Here is a 14,591-nt window from a genome sequence, read left to right as displayed (position 1 = left end):
TTATCCTAAGACGGGCTCGCCGTTGATGTAGTAGCTGTCCTCGCGGTATGCATGAAACACGATTTCGATCTCGGATATGCCAAGGCGGCGGACGCTTTCGGTGACAGCCTGCGCGAAGCTGTTCCGAACCTGCTGTCCGCGCTCGAACCAGCCAACCTCAATGAAAGCGAAGGAGGCTTCATCCGCTTGGCCTTGGCTGTCGAATACGCTGGTTGTATGCAGGCAAGCCATTGTGAAATTATCGGTGCCGCATTCGCATATGGCGGCAAGCTTATCCGCAAGCGCAGGGGTAACGGCCTGCAGCTGCTCTGCCGGCACTCCGCGAAAAAGTAGATGTGGCATAGTAGAGTTCCTCCCGGTTTGTTGGAATTATTGTCTGTAAATAGAAGCATCGGCCGCTTTATGGAAGTCGGCCGATGCTTTTTCTACTTCGCTTACTCCGTTTCATGGAACGGCTTTAGAAACAGCTTTGGAATGTCGGTTTCAAACCGGACAAGCTTGCCCGTAACCGGATGCGTGAAGGCAAGTACGCGGGCATGCAGCCCGAGCCGGCCGATTATCCGCGTGCGGGCTCCGTATTTTTTGTCGCCGACCACAGGATGGCCAATGTCCTCCATATGAACGCGAATCTGATTTTTGCGTCCCGTCTCGAGGTTCACCTCAAGCAAGGAGAAGTTTTTGTTCGAGCGAAGCACTTTATAATGCGTGACGGCGTGCTGACCGTCATTCGGGTATGAGCTGGAATACATTTTGAGTGTTTTGCTTTCCTTCAGCCATGAGGTAATGGTTCCCTTCTCCTTCTTAACGGCTCCTTCAACGAGTGCGACATAGATGCGTTCTTGAACGGTATCCTGCCAGCTGTTTTGAAGCTGCTGCTGAACCGCCTCGCTCTTCGCGAACATCATGACACCCGACGTGTCGCGATCCAGCCGATGCACGACGAATATCCGGTTTTTCGTATTTTCAAGCCGTACATGCGCCGTAAGCTGGCGGTATGCGGTGATTTCATGCTCCGGTGCAGCATCCGACGATATGGACAGCAGCCCGGCTTCCTTCTTAATGACGATAATATGCTCATCCTCGAACATGATCGTGAGCCCTTCCAGCGGAAGCTTCTCCTGCGGCCGGTCTTTGCCAACCGTCACGGTTTGGCCGGGCTGCAGCGGATAGTTATAAGCGGTAGTCGATTTTCCGCTGACGGAAACTTGTCCGTGCGCCAATATCGATTTCACGACGTTGCGTCCGGCGCCGGTAATGTTTTTTATGAGAAAAGGAAGCAGTTCCATCGGTTCGGTAACCGGATAGGACTTGCTCTTATCTGCTTTTGATTGAGGAGCTCCGCGCTTTTTCCCCCTGTGCATGCTTAAAAACCTCCTAGATTCAATGCTCATACTATACCACGAGAGCAGCCAACAGTTCTAATCTTCTATTTGGCTGTCAGCTGCTGTCTTTGAAAACCGATTTCATAGACAAAGCGTCAGAAGGAATGGTAGGATAAATGATAGATAGACCAAATGGTGAAAATGGAAAAAGTTGGAGGATAATACTGCGTGAAAACAAAACTTATTAAGACTTTGCTCAGTCCATTGCTCGTAGCGGGCTTATTGCTTGCTCCGCTGCCGGGACTAAGCGGCAGTTCCTTAGAGGCTGCCAGCATTACGAGCAAAGCGGTTGCTTCTCCGGCTAAGCAATTGCAAGTTATCGTAGACGGCAAGAAGCTTACGCTCTCAGCTGCCGCCTATGCAGAGAAGGGCGTTACGTTCGTTCCGATGCGCGATATTTTTACGGCGCTAGGCGCTTCCGTCACTTGGGAGAGCAAAACACAGACGATTATCGGACGTAAAGGCAATTTATCTATCTCTCTTAAAGTAGGCAAGAAAGAAGCGGTCATTAATAGTAAAACAGTCAAGCTCGATGCTCCGGCTGTTGTCCGCAAAGGCGTTACGTTCGTTCCTGTCCGCTTCATTTCTGAATCTCTTCGCGCCACTGTGAAATGGGACAGCGCCGCTAACGCGGTTCGCATTATATCTGAAGAGGCCGCCGAGCAAGCTGAGTACGAGAAATGGCTTGAGCAGCAGAAAAATTTACCTAAGCTCACGAGTGAAGAACTTGTAGATAAATTTGACGAAAGCATCGTTATGATTATGACGAATCGCGCGCAGGGCAGCGGCGTTGTCATTGGCGGCAACCTGATTTTAACGAATCATCACGTTATCGCTGACGCGGCTTCCGCAACAGCGCTTACTATTAACGGCGATGAGCTGAAAATAGCCGGCGTAGTCAACTATGACGAGAAGGCGGATCTAGCCATCATCAAAACAGATAAGCCGATCAACATTCCGTCGGTCGAGCTCGGCTACGGTTTAAACTCGTTTAAAGGCGGCAAGGTCGTCGCGATTGGAAGTCCGCTAGGGGTGCAAAATACTGTCTCTGACGGTCTGATCAGCAACATTACTTACGAAAACGGGATTCGCTACATACAAACAAGTACGCCGATAGATCATGGAAGCTCCGGCGGTGCTCTGTTTAACGAGTACGGTGAACTTATTGGCATTACTACGCTGGGCTACTCGGGCACGAACGCTCATCTGAACTTCGCCGTATCGGTTATTCATGCGGCCAACCTTAGAAGCGAAGCGACGGGCGAACAAATCGTGGGCGCGAAATTTTTACCTTCCAGCCTGCCGGAAACGCTCGTGGGCGCATCTCTGACTGAAATTGAGAAGCTGCTCAAGGATCAATATTCCTCTTTGGTAACAACGGAGGGCGAGGCTGGGTTTACCAAATGGGAGGCGAAGCGCGATTCCTCAGGCTGGCTCGTCCTGACAGCTGATATTGATCCGCTGTTCTATATGTATTACGGGCCTGAGACAGCGCAGGAGCTTCGGATGTGGGCGATCAACATAGGCTATGAGTTCCATTCGATGCTGCCGGACGATAAGATCCAGCTCGTTATTTCCTTCCAGCGCGATTACGGCTTCGAGCCGCGCGGTTTTGCTGCAGACGAGGTTACGCCGCTTGGCGGCGGCAAATGGCGCGTTCGTTATCCGGTCATCGATATGCAGGCTAAAGACGAGCTTTATATTAAAGTAAGAGATTAACGGTAAGAGGCATCTGCTGCCACGATGTATGGCAGGGGATGCCTCTTCTTTTTTTTCTTTTTTTTCGGTACAATAGAAGGCATCTTGCTATAGGCGCTGAGTGCTTCTGGAAAGGCGCTTCATAAGCAAAAGCTTACGTTAGAGAGGTTATGCTATGAAAGTGGTTCTGTCCACATTAAATGCTAAGTTTATACACACTTCGCTGGCGCTGCGATGCTTGAAGGCGTTTAGCGGCGAACGATTCGATATCGATATTGCAGAGTATACAATTAAAGATCCGGTAATGAACATTGTATCGGATATTTTTTCGCGCAAGCCTGATGTGGTAGGGTTCTCCTGTTACATTTGGAATATCGAAGAAACGATTACAGTCATTAATATGCTGCGCAAAATTATGCCTGAAATTAAGATCATTCTAGGCGGCCCGGAAGTCAGCTATGATATGGACTATTGGATGGAACGGGTGCAAGAGGTTGACTTTATCGTCATTGGGGAAGGCGAGGAGACGTTTCATCATTTGCTGACCGAGATCGAAGGCGACGGCAAATATCATATGGTATTCGGGGTTGCTTACCGGAAGCAGCGCGAGGATCGTATCGAGGTGCTTATTAATCCGCCCCGTCCGAAGCTGAATCTGAACGAGCTGCCGTCACCGCATCGCTTTGAAGAGGATATTCCTCATCTGGGGAGCCGAGTCGTTTATTTTGAGACAAGCCGAGGCTGTCCGTTCAGCTGCCAATTTTGCTTATCCAGCATTGAGGTCGGCGTTCGTTACTATGACATGGAGAGGACGAAGTCGGATATTTTGTATTTGATCGATAAAGGCGCGAAGCTCATTAAATTTGTCGACCGGACCTTTAATATCAAGCGGGATTACGCCCTCGAAATATTCGAATTTTTGATCCAAAACCATCAAGGCTGCGTCTTCCAATTTGAAATTACGGCCGATATTATGCGCCCTGAGGTATTAGACTATTTGGCGGAGAACGCGCCAGCAGGAATATTCCGCTTCGAAATCGGCGTACAGTCGACGAATGATCCGACGAACGAAGCCGTTCAGCGCCGTCAAAATTGGATGAAGCTCGTACGTACCGTCATGAAGGTTAAGAATTCACAAAAAATCGATCAGCATCTCGATTTGATAGCCGGGCTGCCGCTTGAAAACTACGAGACATTCCGCGGAACGTTTAACGATGTATTCGAGCTGCGCCCCGAGGAGCTGCAGCTTGGCTTTCTCAAAATGCTGCGGGGCACGGGCCTCCGCCGCGAAGCGGACAAATGGGGCTATATTTATATGGATAGATCGCCGTATGAAATGCTCGGCAATGATATGATGCCATTTAGCGATATTGTTCGCATTAAGCGGGTTGAGGATGTACTCGAGAAATACTGGAACGCGCACCGGATGGATCATACGCTGCTTTATTTGGTCGATCGCGTATTTCCGTCTCCATTCGATTTCTTCCAAGCGTTCGGCGATTTCTGGGAGCGCAGCGGCTGGCAAAAGATCGGTCATCAGCTTGAGGATCTGTATTCTCGGCTGTGGGCGTTTCTTGAATCGCTGCCGCTTTCAGGCAAGAAGGCAATCGGTTCATTGGGGGCGCCGCAGGAGGAGAGGGGGAAGACTGCCGCTTCATTTGACGAAGTGCTCGCGACCGCTGGTTCACGCCTTGATTCCGATGTGGTGCTGGGGCTTATGAAATATGATTATTTCCTTAATCATAATTACAAGCCGCGCAAAACCTGGTGGGAGTTTACGATGGACAAGCCCGTGTGGAGCGGGTGGATGCGCCGCCTTGCGGAACGTCCTGACGATGTATCCGCTGAATTCACCGCTTTAGGGCTCGGGGAGAAGGAGCTTCACAAGCATGCCGTTATTGAGAAGCTGCCATTTGATCTTGCGGCATTCCTGGCAACCGGAGAAGTGGTACGCGAGCGCCACACGCTGCTCGCCGTATTGTATACATTGGATGCGGGCAGCAGCAAGCCGAAGCCGCGTCCGTTCACGTTGTCGATAGACGCAGGACGTGAAGTGCTGCAAGGATAAATGATGATTGCAAGCGATATAAAGGGGCATGCCAGTGGTCAATTAAGACCTTTGGCATGCCCCTTCTCTGTTTGCATTTTTCTATTTAAATGTTAAGGGTTCGATTAAGCGGGAACAACGCTGCGAAGAACCGTCACGCTGCCTGAAAGCTCATAGCCGCCAAGGTTAGCAGGAAGAAGGAAGCACTCGCCTGCTTTTACGGACTGCTCGCCGTCCGCCCACTTCAATTGGCCTTCGCCTTCAGCGATGACAAGGATGACGAAGCTCTCGAGCGAGGTGGATAGCTGCCAAGGCTCGGCTACGATTCCTTTCTCAACGATAAAGTAAGGGGAAGAAGCGATGGTCAGCCATTGACCAGCAACCGCGTTGTCGGTTTTCATACGCTGTGCGCCAGCTCCTTCGTAGGCGATGACGTTAAGGGAGTCTTCAATATGAAGCTCGCGCAATTGACCGTCAAGGCCTGGACGATCGTAATCATGCAATCGGTACGTTGTGTCTGAGTTTTGTTGGATCTCGGCTACAACAACGCCGGAGCAGAGCGCGTGAACCGTACCTGCAGGAATGTAGAACGCATCTCCAGCTTCTACGGATACCTCTTGCAGCGTGTCCATAATGCGGCCTTCAGCAATAGCGGCTTCCATCGCGGCGCGGTCGACGCCGTCCTTCAGGCCATAGATGATTTTTGCGCCGGGCTTGGCGTCAAGAATGTACCACATTTCGGTTTTGCCGAGCTCGCCCTCGGGAAGTCCTTCATATACGTCTGTTGGATGCACTTGAATGGACAGGTCATCATTGCAGTCGAGCAGCTTAATAAGAAGCGGGAAACGTCCGTTTTTCTCGGAGAAGCCCTGCGTACCGAACCAAACAGGGCCATACGTTTCACGAATTTGGTCAAGGCCGACACCAGCCAGCTCGCCATTCATTACTTTTGTCGTGCCGTTCGGATGATCGCCGATCATCCAGCCCTCGCCGATGGAGCCTTCTGGCAACTCGAGACCAAATCCCTCCAGCGCGCGGCCTCCCCAAATACGTTCTTTCATTTCCGGTTTGAATTGCAGTGGATAAGGTTTTACAGTCATTGGTTATCTCTCCCATGTCGTTTGTATGTATTGCTTTTTTTTAACTACTCCCTTCTCATTAAGCATAGGCTGAACACCTAGCGCTGAAAAGGGACGATATTACTGAAATAATGACATGAACCGCCTATTTATGCAGGAAAAATGGGAGCTGTTTTTCTGGTTTTGCTTTAGCTGGGCACCGAAAAGGCCAAAAAGCCTTTTTGTTCCACAAATCCGGTTATCCCGCCCGGTATCCATTAACTGACAATGGGCGTTTCTCCAATGCGATGAGATAAGGTGCCGCATGCCGCTGCGGCTGGCGGTAAATAACCGCTTGTGCCAGCGATTGCGGCAGCTGTGCTGCCCAGGCTTCGACGGCGGCGGCTTCTTCCGCGCCGCCTGGGTGGCCCGGATAGAGAACGCAGGTGACGATGCCGCCCGGGCGCAGCACGGTAATCGCCGAATCAAGCGCGGCTAAAGTTGAGGCAGGCTCCGTTATGACCGTTAGGTCACTGCTACCCGGCAAATATCCAAGGTTAAACATAACTGCGGAGACTTGTCCAATGACAGAAGGATCAACCTCCTCTGCCATCCGGGCATGATTCTCAAGCACTAGCTTCAAGGCAGGCAGCTTATTGTCGCCTGCGAGAGCAGATAGACGCTCCGCAGTACGGTCGAGCGCCTCCTGTTGAATATCGAAGGCGTATACGGTACCTTTTGGCCCAACGAGCTCCGCTAGCGTATAAGTATCGACGCCTCCGCCAGCTGTAGCGTCAATGACGATATCGCCGGTTGAAGTGCGCTCTGCGATCCATTTGTGAGCCATGCTCAGCACGGAAAGAAAGCCCATACCGCACCCCCAATCGCTGCTGCCGATGGGCAGCAGCAGCCAGTGCATGCATGCCAAGCTTCTTTAGACGTCTTGTCATTCATCACGCTTAGACCCCCGGCTGCCACAGCTTGCCCTGCCATGTGTCCCTACGTTTCAGCTCGTCGTCGAAAGCGTTAAGCACTTCCCACTTCTTAAGACTCCACATTGGACCAATCAGCAGATCGCGCGGCGCGTCGCCGGTAAGCCGGTGAACGATCATCTCCGGCGGCAGAAATTCAAGCGTATCGACAATCAGATTCACGTACTCATCCTGCTCAAGGAATCGCAGCAGCCCAGCCTCGTACTGGCGCACCATAGGCGTTTTGCGCATGAGGTGGAGCAAATGAATTTTGATTCCCTGCACATCCATTTTGGCAACGGCACGTCCGGTGCCGAGCATCATTTCATGCGTTTCTTGAGGAAGGCCGTAAATGATATGCGCGCATACGCGAATGCCGCGCTCGCGGAGACGGCGAACCGCATCGACGTAGCAGGCGGTATCATGAGCCCGGTTAATCAGCTCGGAAGTTGATTCATGCACCGTCTGAAGGCCCATCTCTACCCAAAGATAGGTACGTTCATTCAGCTCAGCCAAATAATCGACGACATCATCGGGCAAGCAGTCGGGACGGGTAGCGATCGACAAGCCGACAACGCCAGGCTGCTGCAAAATCACTTCATAATATTCGCGCAGCTCTTCAACGGGCGCATACGTATTCGTATAGGCTTGAAAATATCCAATGTACTGCGCATCCGTCCATTTCTGATGCTGGCGGTCGCGTATATTATTGAACTGCGTAACGAGATCATCGCGTCTGCTGCCCGCGAAATCGCCGGAGCCGCGGGCGCTGCAGAATGTACAGCCGCCCTTCGCAATTGAACCGTCGCGGTTCGGGCAAGTAAAGCCGGCATCAAGCATCACCTTAAATACCTTGCCGCCAAACTGCTCGCGCATTTCGTAATTCCATGTATGAAATCGTTTATCGCCCCAGAGCATCGGCTGCTGCGGTGATGTGTGTAATTCAATCATCATTTTCCCCTTCTTTCAAAGCGTACACCCTATATTTTAGCGAAAATCGATTGGAAAAGCCACGTTTGTTATACGTTTGGGCAAAGAACGTTCGGAAATCGCTTTAATTGGAAAATATTTTTGAAATGGATTAAATCGGGCTTGCGTAACCTTACATGAAGTGTTATATTAAAAGTGCGACATGACAACAAATAAACCTGACATAGCCTATTTGCACCTGCATCCATGAAACGTCGATTAAATGGAAATCCTGTTAAAATAAATTGATGAGGTGATTAGTGATGAATAACCTGTCCAAAATTCCGCACGGCGATGACACCGTTACTGTTGAATTGACTCTTAAAGAATTAATGGCACTTACGGGTGTCCGTTTTCACAATAACCATGGCGTAGAAATTTCCGCCCGCAAGAAGCTAAACGAAGTGCTGTTCGAAACCTATGAGCGCGATCAGAAAGAGAATGGACCGATTCCATACCAGCTTCTCCTCTAAGATAAAGCAGCACAATATGAAAGCCGCAGTGCCATGCAACTGGCCGCGGCTTTTTTCTATAGATAAACGCTGCGAAAATTTCAGAACAAAACGAGCATTTCCATGAAAAGGATGGCGTATGCAGCTGTTACTCGTCCGTTCCTCTTTACATTGCGCACATTCTTGGGCACAATAAGGACTAGTCTATTCGTTGCATCGTCTACGATAAATGGAGGAATCACTGCATATGCGTTTAAGAGGAAGAAAAGGTATTCGCGAAAGTATAGAGGGACAGCCGGAACTAGTCGTACTCGATGCCGGGCCCCATAAAGGGAAATGGCGCGAGTTTTTCGGTAACGACCAGCCTATATATGTAGAGCTAGGCATGGGCAAGGGTCGGTTCATCAGTCAGATGAGCGCGCGTTATCCGCATATCAACTTTATTGGCGTTGACATGTATGACGAGCTGATTCGCCGTGCGAGTGAGAAAGCGCGCATTATTTGGGAGCAAAAAGGCGAGTCGCATCCGCCTAACCTCGCGCTGCTTCGCGCCAATATCGAAGGTATCGAGACGATGTTTGCGCCAGGGGAGATTGAACGCGTTCATCTTAACTTTAGCGATCCGTGGCCAAAGGCCAAGCATGCGCGCCGGAGACTTACGCATCCAAGGCTCGTTGCCAAATACATCGAGCTGCTGAACGAGCGCGGTGAAATTCATTTTAAGACGGATTCGCAATCGTTGTTCGAGTTTTCATTGAACAGCTTTGCGGAAATGGAGCTTGTTATGCGCAATATTTCGCTCCATTTACACAAAGAAGGCCCCCGAGAGGACCTTGTGTTTACCGAATATGAGATGAAGTTTATGGAAAAAGGGCAAAATATTTATCGCGTGGAAGCAGTAATCGGCTCCGAGGCACTGCGGAAGCACCGTGAAGCGAAGCAGGAGAAGTCGCTCAAGGAAGAGGCGGAAGCAATCGAAGCAGGTTCGGATGATTCCGAGGATGACGATAACTAGTTCAAGCCTGCTGCAGATCCAACCCATGAATAGTTGACCGCAATGGCGGTTACCGTTCCGATGAGTGCGCCTGCCGCAACGTCGGAAGGATAATGTAAGCCAAGATACATCCTCGACCAACCGACCGATACTCCGATTATTAGTGCTATCGGTACTAATACGGTTAGCCAAATGCTGCTCGTCAACAAAATAGGGACGAGCCAAGCGAAGATCGCCGTAGTATGGCCGGAAGGAAAGGAAGAGTCCATCAGCGGCTTGTGACCCGTATTCACATCAGGCAAAGCCTGATAGGGCCGAAGCCGCTTGAATTTTCGTTTTACGATTGCAACGGGCAAGTGGCTTATGATGACGGCAGTCAAGCATTGCCAGCCAGTAAGGCTCCAAGGAGCGGGTGCTAGTAGCGCATATATGAGGGCGGTAGCGAGTGTAAAGGTAGCGCCGCCCATATGTGTGACTGTGCTTAACCATTTGCCAAGCAGTCGATGTCTTTTTCCCCCGGCAGGTCTCCGATTTGCCCAAATCAGCATCTTTTGCTCACTTGTCTTCAGCCAGCCTATCATTCGTTCCATCGCTGTCATCCTCCTAACGGTGGCTAAGATTTGAACCTACAGGTTCTTCTATATCATTAAACTCAATTTTAACATGTTTTTGTTTGCTGGGCGTAAACTATTTCATGTCCCATTATTAAAAAATTAAGTAAGCATTGTATAAATATTGATTTGTATGTTCTGTTTAATAATATGCAGTAGGGTAAAACTGTAATGGACATATTTTAAGACGTTAAGGCAGATAATGTCGAAATAGCAAAAAGTGTCAGAATGAAGCTGCTTGTTCACCTGTTCGTCACATAGTCGCACTTCAATCGAATAAACATTTTCACACATTTTATCGTAAATAAGGACGTTAGTGCTAAAAAGGCAGCAAATGGTTGAAAATAAGGCTGAGTCGGAGTAAAAGGAGGTATGCGTTCATTCAAGTGCTATGCAAGCGTTTTTCTGACGAGATTAAGCGTAATCGAGACTAATTCAACTTTTGACAAAGAAGTTGTTTCCGTGGAGAATCTATAAAGGTCCGGGAGTGTTTGCAGAGAAACACTCATACAAAGAGAAAATATATAATAAAAAGCTTGCAGCAGCCGAGAGCGAATGCTGAAAAAAGCAAAAAAAATGGGGTCTCAAGGGGGCAGTGCCGCATGGTTCTAAGTGTTATTTTTATTGCGTTTCAAGTAGTGATGGCGTTAATCGCGGTGTATCAATTCAGTATTTCTATTTTCGGCTTGTTCAAAAACAAAAGCCGGAAGCACCACGCGCCGCAAAAATCCTTTGCCGTGCTAGTCGCAGCTCACAACGAAGAGAAAGTAGTCGGAGCGCTGATCGAAAATTTAAAAAAGATGGACTATCCAGAAGAACTCTACGATATATTTGTTATTTGCGATAACTGTACAGACGGAACGGCAGATATTAGCCGCAGCCTCGGCGTTCATGCATGTGAAAGAACGAACCAGCTGCTGCGCGGTAAAGGCTATGCGATCGAATGGATGCTCAAAGAGCTGTGGGCTATGCCCCGCCAATATGATGCGATTGTTATGTTCGATGCGGACAACTTAGTAAACCCTGATTTCTTGCAGCTGATGAATAATGATTTATGCGAGGGACATCAGGTCATTCAAGGCTATTTAGATACAAAAAACCCGGACGATTCATGGGTTACTGCTGCTTATGGCATCACTTACTGGTACTGCAACAGATTGTGGCAGCTATCCAGAACGAAATTGAAAATGAGCAATTTCCTCGGCGGCACCGGGATGTGCTTTGACTCAGCGCTTCTTAAAGATATGGGCTGGGGAGCAACGAGCCTGGTTGAGGATTTGGAATTCTCGATGCGCTGCGTGCAGCGTGATATTTATCCGGTCTTGAACTATGATGCAAAGGTGTACGATGAGAAGCCGGTTACCTTCAAAGCTTCCGCAAGACAACGCCTGCGTTGGATGCAGGGACATTTTAACGTAGCGCGCAACTACTTTTTTCCATTGCTGTGGGCCAGCATTAAAGAGCGTAACTTTGTAAAATTCGATTCGGCTATCTACACGATCTCTGTGTATAATACATTGTTTGGTTTCATACTGACGATGATTATATGGGTGGATATCGCGATTCCGTCGCCTAATTACTTAGATTCGCTTTATAATTACTTGCCTTGGTGGACGATAGTCATTGCTGTTGCAGCATCGGTCATTCAATTTCCGCTTGCCCTCATGCTTGAAGGTGTGAAATCGTGGAAAATGTATGCACACCTGCTGACATTGCCGTTTTTCCTTATTTCTTGGTGGCCGATTACGTTCTACGCCTTCTTCACCCAGAACAACAAAACTTGGAGTCATACGCAGCATACGCGCGTCGTTCGGATAGAGGAAGTGCAGAGTAAATAAAATAGGGCGAGCTTAACAGCCGCTTGTAAAAATATTCACCGAAGCCGTTGACACAGCTTCGTGGGCTATGGTATAGTAACACGGTAACATTTTCAACTAACTAAATGACGCACAAGCAGAAGCACCCGCTTCTCACCTTTCGGCTAAAGCTGGCTGGTTCGCGATAATCGATTAGTCATTCCATTGTTTCAACCGAAATGATGCACTGACATACATGTACGGTTATGAGATGCGGGTTCGAGCGAACCCGCATTTTTTTATTGTGTGAAGACATGAAAAAACCATTTTTGGAGGTGGCACGTTATTAGCAGAGAACATCAAATCAATGATGAAATCCGGGCCAGAGAAGTACGATTAGTCGGTGCTGAAGGCGAGCAAATCGGCATTAAATCGATTCGTGATGCAATGCAGCTTGCTGTTGAGCTTAATTTGGATCTGGTAAACGTCGCTCCGACGGCTAAACCGCCGGTGTGCCGCATCATGGACTATGGCAAGTTCCGTTATGAGCAGCAAAAGAAAGAAAAAGAAGCTCGCAAAAACCAAAAGATCGTTGATCTTAAGGAAGTTTGGTTCCGTGCCAACATTGATGAAAATGACTACCAAACGAAGTACCGTAACGTCGTTAAGTTTCTGGGTGAAGGCGATAAAGTGAAAGCATCCGTAAGATTCCGCGGACGTGAAATTGCCCATGCGTCTCTTGGACAAAAGATTTTGGATCGTCTTTCAAAAGAGGTTGCCGAAATATGCAGCGTAGAGCGCGCTCCTAAGCTGGAAGGCCGGAGCATGATTATGATTTTGGCACCCAAAACCAACAGTTAACAACTGATGAAGAACTTTAAGGAGGATAACTGATATGCCTAAGATGAAAACTCACAGCAGTCTGAAAGACCGCTTCAAAATTACCGGAACTGGTAAAGTAAAACGTTACAAAGCTTACCGTAACCACTTGCTTTCACACAAATCCGGCCGTCAAAAACGCGTACTTGCTGGCCAACCGCTTATGGCTGCCGGCGACGTTAGTCGTTTGAAGCAAGGCCTTGGCAACTTGAAATAATAAGCTACAACAAATAAGCAAATTCAACCTACAGGAGGTTTCCACTCATGGCAAGAGTTAAAGGCGGATTTGTCCGCACTCGTCGTCGCAAAAGAATTTTAAAGCTAGCTAAAGGTTATTTCGGTTCGAAACATCGTCTGTTTAAAACAGCGAAGGAGCAAGTTGGTAAGTCCCTTATGTATGCTTACCGTGACCGTCGCAACAAAAAACGTGACATCCGCAGACTGTGGATCGTTCGTATTAACGCGGCAGCTCGTATTAACGGACTTTCGTACAACAAATTCATGCACGGCTTGAAGCTTGCGGGCGTAGAAGTAAACCGCAAAATCCTTGCTGATCTGGCAGTTAACGACATCATTTCGTTCAACTCGCTTGCAGGCATTGCAAAAGAAAAAATTAACGCGTAGGCGTTAAACATATAAGGGCTGTCCAAGTTGTCATTCCGATGACTTATGGGCAGCCCTTTTTTGTTTAGCTAAATGATTACATCATGCAGTATGCGTACATTTATAAGCTCCGAGGACAAACAAACAGACAAGAGCCTCTTTCCCTGAATATGCTGAAGGACAAAGGGAAAGGAGGGATTTCGCATGGGTAACGTTTCCAAACAACAAGTACGGAAACTGGTTGGCAAATCCATTTATGCAGTACTTCCAGACGGCTCTGTCGTCACCGGCAAGCTCGTTCGGGTGCATAATAATAAACTGATCGTAGCTCCAATCAACAAAGACAAAGGCAAGGTTGTGCAAACGAAAGCGATACTGCCACTCGTTTTGTTCGATCTTCTTGCCATAGGCACGCTGCCGTTCTTTGGCGGCGGATTCGGTGGAGGCTGCTGCAATAACAACTTTAACAAATGCTGCGGCGGCGGCTATGGCGGATATGATGGCTATAACGGCTATGACGTCTACGGCGGCGATTATGGCAACAAAGGGTACGACGGTTATTAATGGCGGTTAGGTGATCATAGCGGGGCAAGCGGCTTAAGCAGCTCGTAGCAGCGCAGCTCAGGATAGTAGTGAACGGTATTGTAACCAAGCTTATTGTATAGCTGATGGGCTTTATCATTTACCTGATCGACAAACAGCCTGGCAATCTTGCAGTGCTGTGTCCTGCCATAGGCCTCGCTATGCGCCATTAATTTTCTGCCCCATTGCCTATTACGGTGATCGGGATGCGTGACCATCATATCTAAATAAAGCACCTCACCCATAACTTCAAAATGAATGAAGGAGATAGGTGGGCTTTTTTTGGATAGTGATGCTACATAAGTAACACCGCGCCGGAATCGCTTCGGAAGCTCGCGAATCGTCTGGGCATCATGCTGGTGTACCAAGTGCGACAGAGGGATAAGCTCGGTGCGAATGAGGCGGACAACCTCAGCTTCATCAAATCTGGGCACATACATTCGAATCATGTTCATCATTCCGTTTCTGCGGCTCCGAATCCACTGGAACGCTGCATGAGTTTGCCGTTTGGGGGCTAAAATAGTATATGTGTCACGGCCGCGGAGTGCG

Annotated in this window: 16 protein-coding genes and 1 other annotated feature; of the genes, 9 read left to right on the top strand and 7 right to left on the bottom strand. The window is 48.8% G+C overall.

Annotated elements, in window-relative coordinates:
* Both ASG81_RS11280 and ASG81_RS11275 read right to left on the bottom strand, forming a co-directional pair.
* Positions 1–342 (bottom strand): DUF1904 family protein, encoded by a 342-nt coding sequence (locus ASG81_RS11280; protein ID WP_056633522.1) that lies wholly within the window; start codon positions 340–342, stop codon positions 1–3.
* Between the two features lie 92 nt (positions 343–434).
* On the bottom strand, positions 435–1,361 hold the full coding sequence (locus tag ASG81_RS11275; protein WP_056633519.1) for an RluA family pseudouridine synthase: 927 nt from the start codon (positions 1,359–1,361) through the stop codon (positions 435–437).
* Positions 1,362–1,550: 189 nt separating this feature from the next.
* Here ASG81_RS11275 and ASG81_RS11270 point away from each other — a divergent pair, with 189 nt between their 5' ends.
* Together ASG81_RS11270 and ASG81_RS11265 are read left to right on the top strand one after the other, a co-directional pair.
* Positions 1,551–3,101, top strand: a complete 1,551-nt coding sequence (locus tag ASG81_RS11270; protein ID WP_056633516.1) for a stalk domain-containing protein — start codon at positions 1,551–1,553, stop codon at positions 3,099–3,101.
* Positions 3,102–3,255: 154 nt separating this feature from the next.
* The gene (locus ASG81_RS11265; RefSeq protein ID WP_056633513.1) at positions 3,256–5,148 is read left to right on the top strand and encodes a B12-binding domain-containing radical SAM protein; all 1,893 of its coding nucleotides are present in this window, start codon (positions 3,256–3,258) and stop codon (positions 5,146–5,148) included.
* Positions 5,149–5,252: 104 nt separating this feature from the next.
* Here ASG81_RS11265 and ASG81_RS11260 read toward each other — a convergent pair whose 3' ends face one another.
* The 3 genes from ASG81_RS11260 to ASG81_RS11250 form a co-directional block, all read right to left on the bottom strand.
* Positions 5,253–6,227 (bottom strand): type I phosphomannose isomerase catalytic subunit, encoded by a 975-nt coding sequence (locus ASG81_RS11260; protein WP_056633509.1) that lies wholly within the window; start codon positions 6,225–6,227, stop codon positions 5,253–5,255.
* Between the two features lie 217 nt (positions 6,228–6,444).
* Entirely contained in the window at positions 6,445–7,056 is a 612-nt protein-coding gene (locus ASG81_RS11255) for a tRNA (mnm(5)s(2)U34)-methyltransferase (protein WP_056633577.1), read from the bottom strand.
* An 88-nt stretch (positions 7,057–7,144) separates the two neighbouring features.
* On the bottom strand, positions 7,145–8,107 hold the full coding sequence (locus ASG81_RS11250) for a TIGR01212 family radical SAM protein (protein WP_155971429.1): 963 nt from the start codon (positions 8,105–8,107) through the stop codon (positions 7,145–7,147).
* Between the two features lie 281 nt (positions 8,108–8,388).
* Here ASG81_RS11250 and ASG81_RS11245 point away from each other — a divergent pair, with 281 nt between their 5' ends.
* Both ASG81_RS11245 and trmB read left to right on the top strand, forming a co-directional pair.
* On the top strand, positions 8,389–8,598 hold the full coding sequence (locus ASG81_RS11245; RefSeq protein WP_056633502.1) for a hypothetical protein: 210 nt from the start codon (positions 8,389–8,391) through the stop codon (positions 8,596–8,598).
* A 226-nt stretch (positions 8,599–8,824) separates the two neighbouring features.
* Positions 8,825–9,592 (top strand): tRNA (guanosine(46)-N7)-methyltransferase TrmB, encoded by a 768-nt coding sequence (gene trmB, locus ASG81_RS11240; RefSeq protein WP_056633499.1) that lies wholly within the window; start codon positions 8,825–8,827, stop codon positions 9,590–9,592.
* Here trmB and ASG81_RS11235 read toward each other — a convergent pair.
* Positions 9,589–10,161, bottom strand: coding sequence for a phosphatase PAP2 family protein (locus ASG81_RS11235; RefSeq protein ID WP_056633494.1), 573 nt, complete (start codon positions 10,159–10,161; stop codon positions 9,589–9,591). The two genes, trmB and ASG81_RS11235, sit on opposite strands and share 4 nt — an antisense overlap.
* 623 nt (positions 10,162–10,784) lie before the next feature.
* Between ASG81_RS11235 and ASG81_RS11230 the strand changes: the two genes are divergently transcribed.
* The 5 genes from ASG81_RS11230 to ASG81_RS11210 all read left to right on the top strand — a co-directional run bounded on the left by ASG81_RS11230 (position 10,785) and on the right by ASG81_RS11210 (position 14,024).
* Positions 10,785–12,020: a glycosyltransferase family 2 protein gene (locus ASG81_RS11230; protein ID WP_056633487.1), complete on the top strand. Its 1,236-nt coding sequence runs from the start codon at positions 10,785–10,787 to the stop codon at positions 12,018–12,020.
* A gap of 107 nt (positions 12,021–12,127) precedes the next feature.
* Positions 12,128–12,285: a sequence feature (ribosomal protein L20 leader region), on the top strand.
* A 56-nt stretch (positions 12,286–12,341) separates the two neighbouring features.
* The gene (gene infC, locus ASG81_RS11225) at positions 12,342–12,839 is read left to right on the top strand and encodes a translation initiation factor IF-3 (RefSeq protein ID WP_056633484.1); all 498 of its coding nucleotides are present in this window, start codon (positions 12,342–12,344) and stop codon (positions 12,837–12,839) included.
* Positions 12,840–12,873: 34 nt separating this feature from the next.
* Positions 12,874–13,074, top strand: coding sequence for a 50S ribosomal protein L35 (gene rpmI, locus ASG81_RS11220; RefSeq protein ID WP_056633481.1), 201 nt, complete (start codon positions 12,874–12,876; stop codon positions 13,072–13,074).
* A 47-nt stretch (positions 13,075–13,121) separates the two neighbouring features.
* Positions 13,122–13,481 (top strand): 50S ribosomal protein L20, encoded by a 360-nt coding sequence (gene rplT, locus ASG81_RS11215; RefSeq protein WP_056633478.1) that lies wholly within the window; start codon positions 13,122–13,124, stop codon positions 13,479–13,481.
* 183 nt (positions 13,482–13,664) lie between these two features.
* Entirely contained in the window at positions 13,665–14,024 is a 360-nt protein-coding gene (locus ASG81_RS11210; RefSeq protein ID WP_056633474.1) for a hypothetical protein, read from the top strand.
* A 14-nt stretch (positions 14,025–14,038) separates the two neighbouring features.
* On the opposite strand, the gene ASG81_RS11205 is transcribed toward ASG81_RS11210, so the two are convergent.
* The gene (locus ASG81_RS11205; RefSeq protein WP_056633471.1) at positions 14,039–14,500 is read right to left on the bottom strand and encodes a GNAT family N-acetyltransferase; all 462 of its coding nucleotides are present in this window, start codon (positions 14,498–14,500) and stop codon (positions 14,039–14,041) included.
* Between the last annotated feature and the right edge of the window lie 91 nt (positions 14,501–14,591).

Source organism: Paenibacillus sp. Soil522, assembly GCF_001428245.1.
In the GTDB taxonomy this organism is placed as follows: Bacteria; Bacillota; Bacilli; order Paenibacillales; family Paenibacillaceae; genus Pristimantibacillus.
Note: the sequence above shows the minus strand (reverse complement) of the source record. Positions and strands in the feature narration are given on the sequence as shown.

Excerpts from the sequence above, each read along its gene's own strand:
- ASG81_RS11280 (WP_056633522.1), bottom strand. The coding sequence starts at position 342 with ATGCCACATCTACTTTTTCGCGGAGTGCCGGCAGAGCAGCTGCAGGCC.
- ASG81_RS11275 (WP_056633519.1), bottom strand. The coding sequence starts at position 1,361 with ATGCACAGGGGGAAAAAGCGCGGAGCTCCTCAATCAAAAGCAGATAAG.
- ASG81_RS11265 (WP_056633513.1), top strand. The coding sequence starts at position 3,256 with ATGAAAGTGGTTCTGTCCACATTAAATGCTAAGTTTATACACACTTCG.
- ASG81_RS11260 (WP_056633509.1), bottom strand. The coding sequence starts at position 6,227 with ATGACTGTAAAACCTTATCCACTGCAATTCAAACCGGAAATGAAAGAA.
- ASG81_RS11255 (WP_056633577.1), bottom strand. The coding sequence starts at position 7,056 with ATGGGCTTTCTTTCCGTGCTGAGCATGGCTCACAAATGGATCGCAGAG.
- ASG81_RS11250 (WP_155971429.1), bottom strand. The coding sequence starts at position 8,107 with ATGATTGAATTACACACATCACCGCAGCAGCCGATGCTCTGGGGCGAT.
- ASG81_RS11245 (WP_056633502.1), top strand. The coding sequence starts at position 8,389 with ATGAATAACCTGTCCAAAATTCCGCACGGCGATGACACCGTTACTGTT.
- trmB (WP_056633499.1), top strand. The coding sequence starts at position 8,825 with ATGCGTTTAAGAGGAAGAAAAGGTATTCGCGAAAGTATAGAGGGACAG.
- ASG81_RS11235 (WP_056633494.1), bottom strand. The coding sequence starts at position 10,161 with ATGGAACGAATGATAGGCTGGCTGAAGACAAGTGAGCAAAAGATGCTG.
- ASG81_RS11230 (WP_056633487.1), top strand. The coding sequence starts at position 10,785 with ATGGTTCTAAGTGTTATTTTTATTGCGTTTCAAGTAGTGATGGCGTTA.
- rpmI (WP_056633481.1), top strand. The coding sequence starts at position 12,874 with ATGCCTAAGATGAAAACTCACAGCAGTCTGAAAGACCGCTTCAAAATT.
- rplT (WP_056633478.1), top strand. The coding sequence starts at position 13,122 with ATGGCAAGAGTTAAAGGCGGATTTGTCCGCACTCGTCGTCGCAAAAGA.
- ASG81_RS11210 (WP_056633474.1), top strand. The coding sequence starts at position 13,665 with ATGGGTAACGTTTCCAAACAACAAGTACGGAAACTGGTTGGCAAATCC.
- ASG81_RS11205 (WP_056633471.1), bottom strand. The coding sequence starts at position 14,500 with ATGATGAACATGATTCGAATGTATGTGCCCAGATTTGATGAAGCTGAG.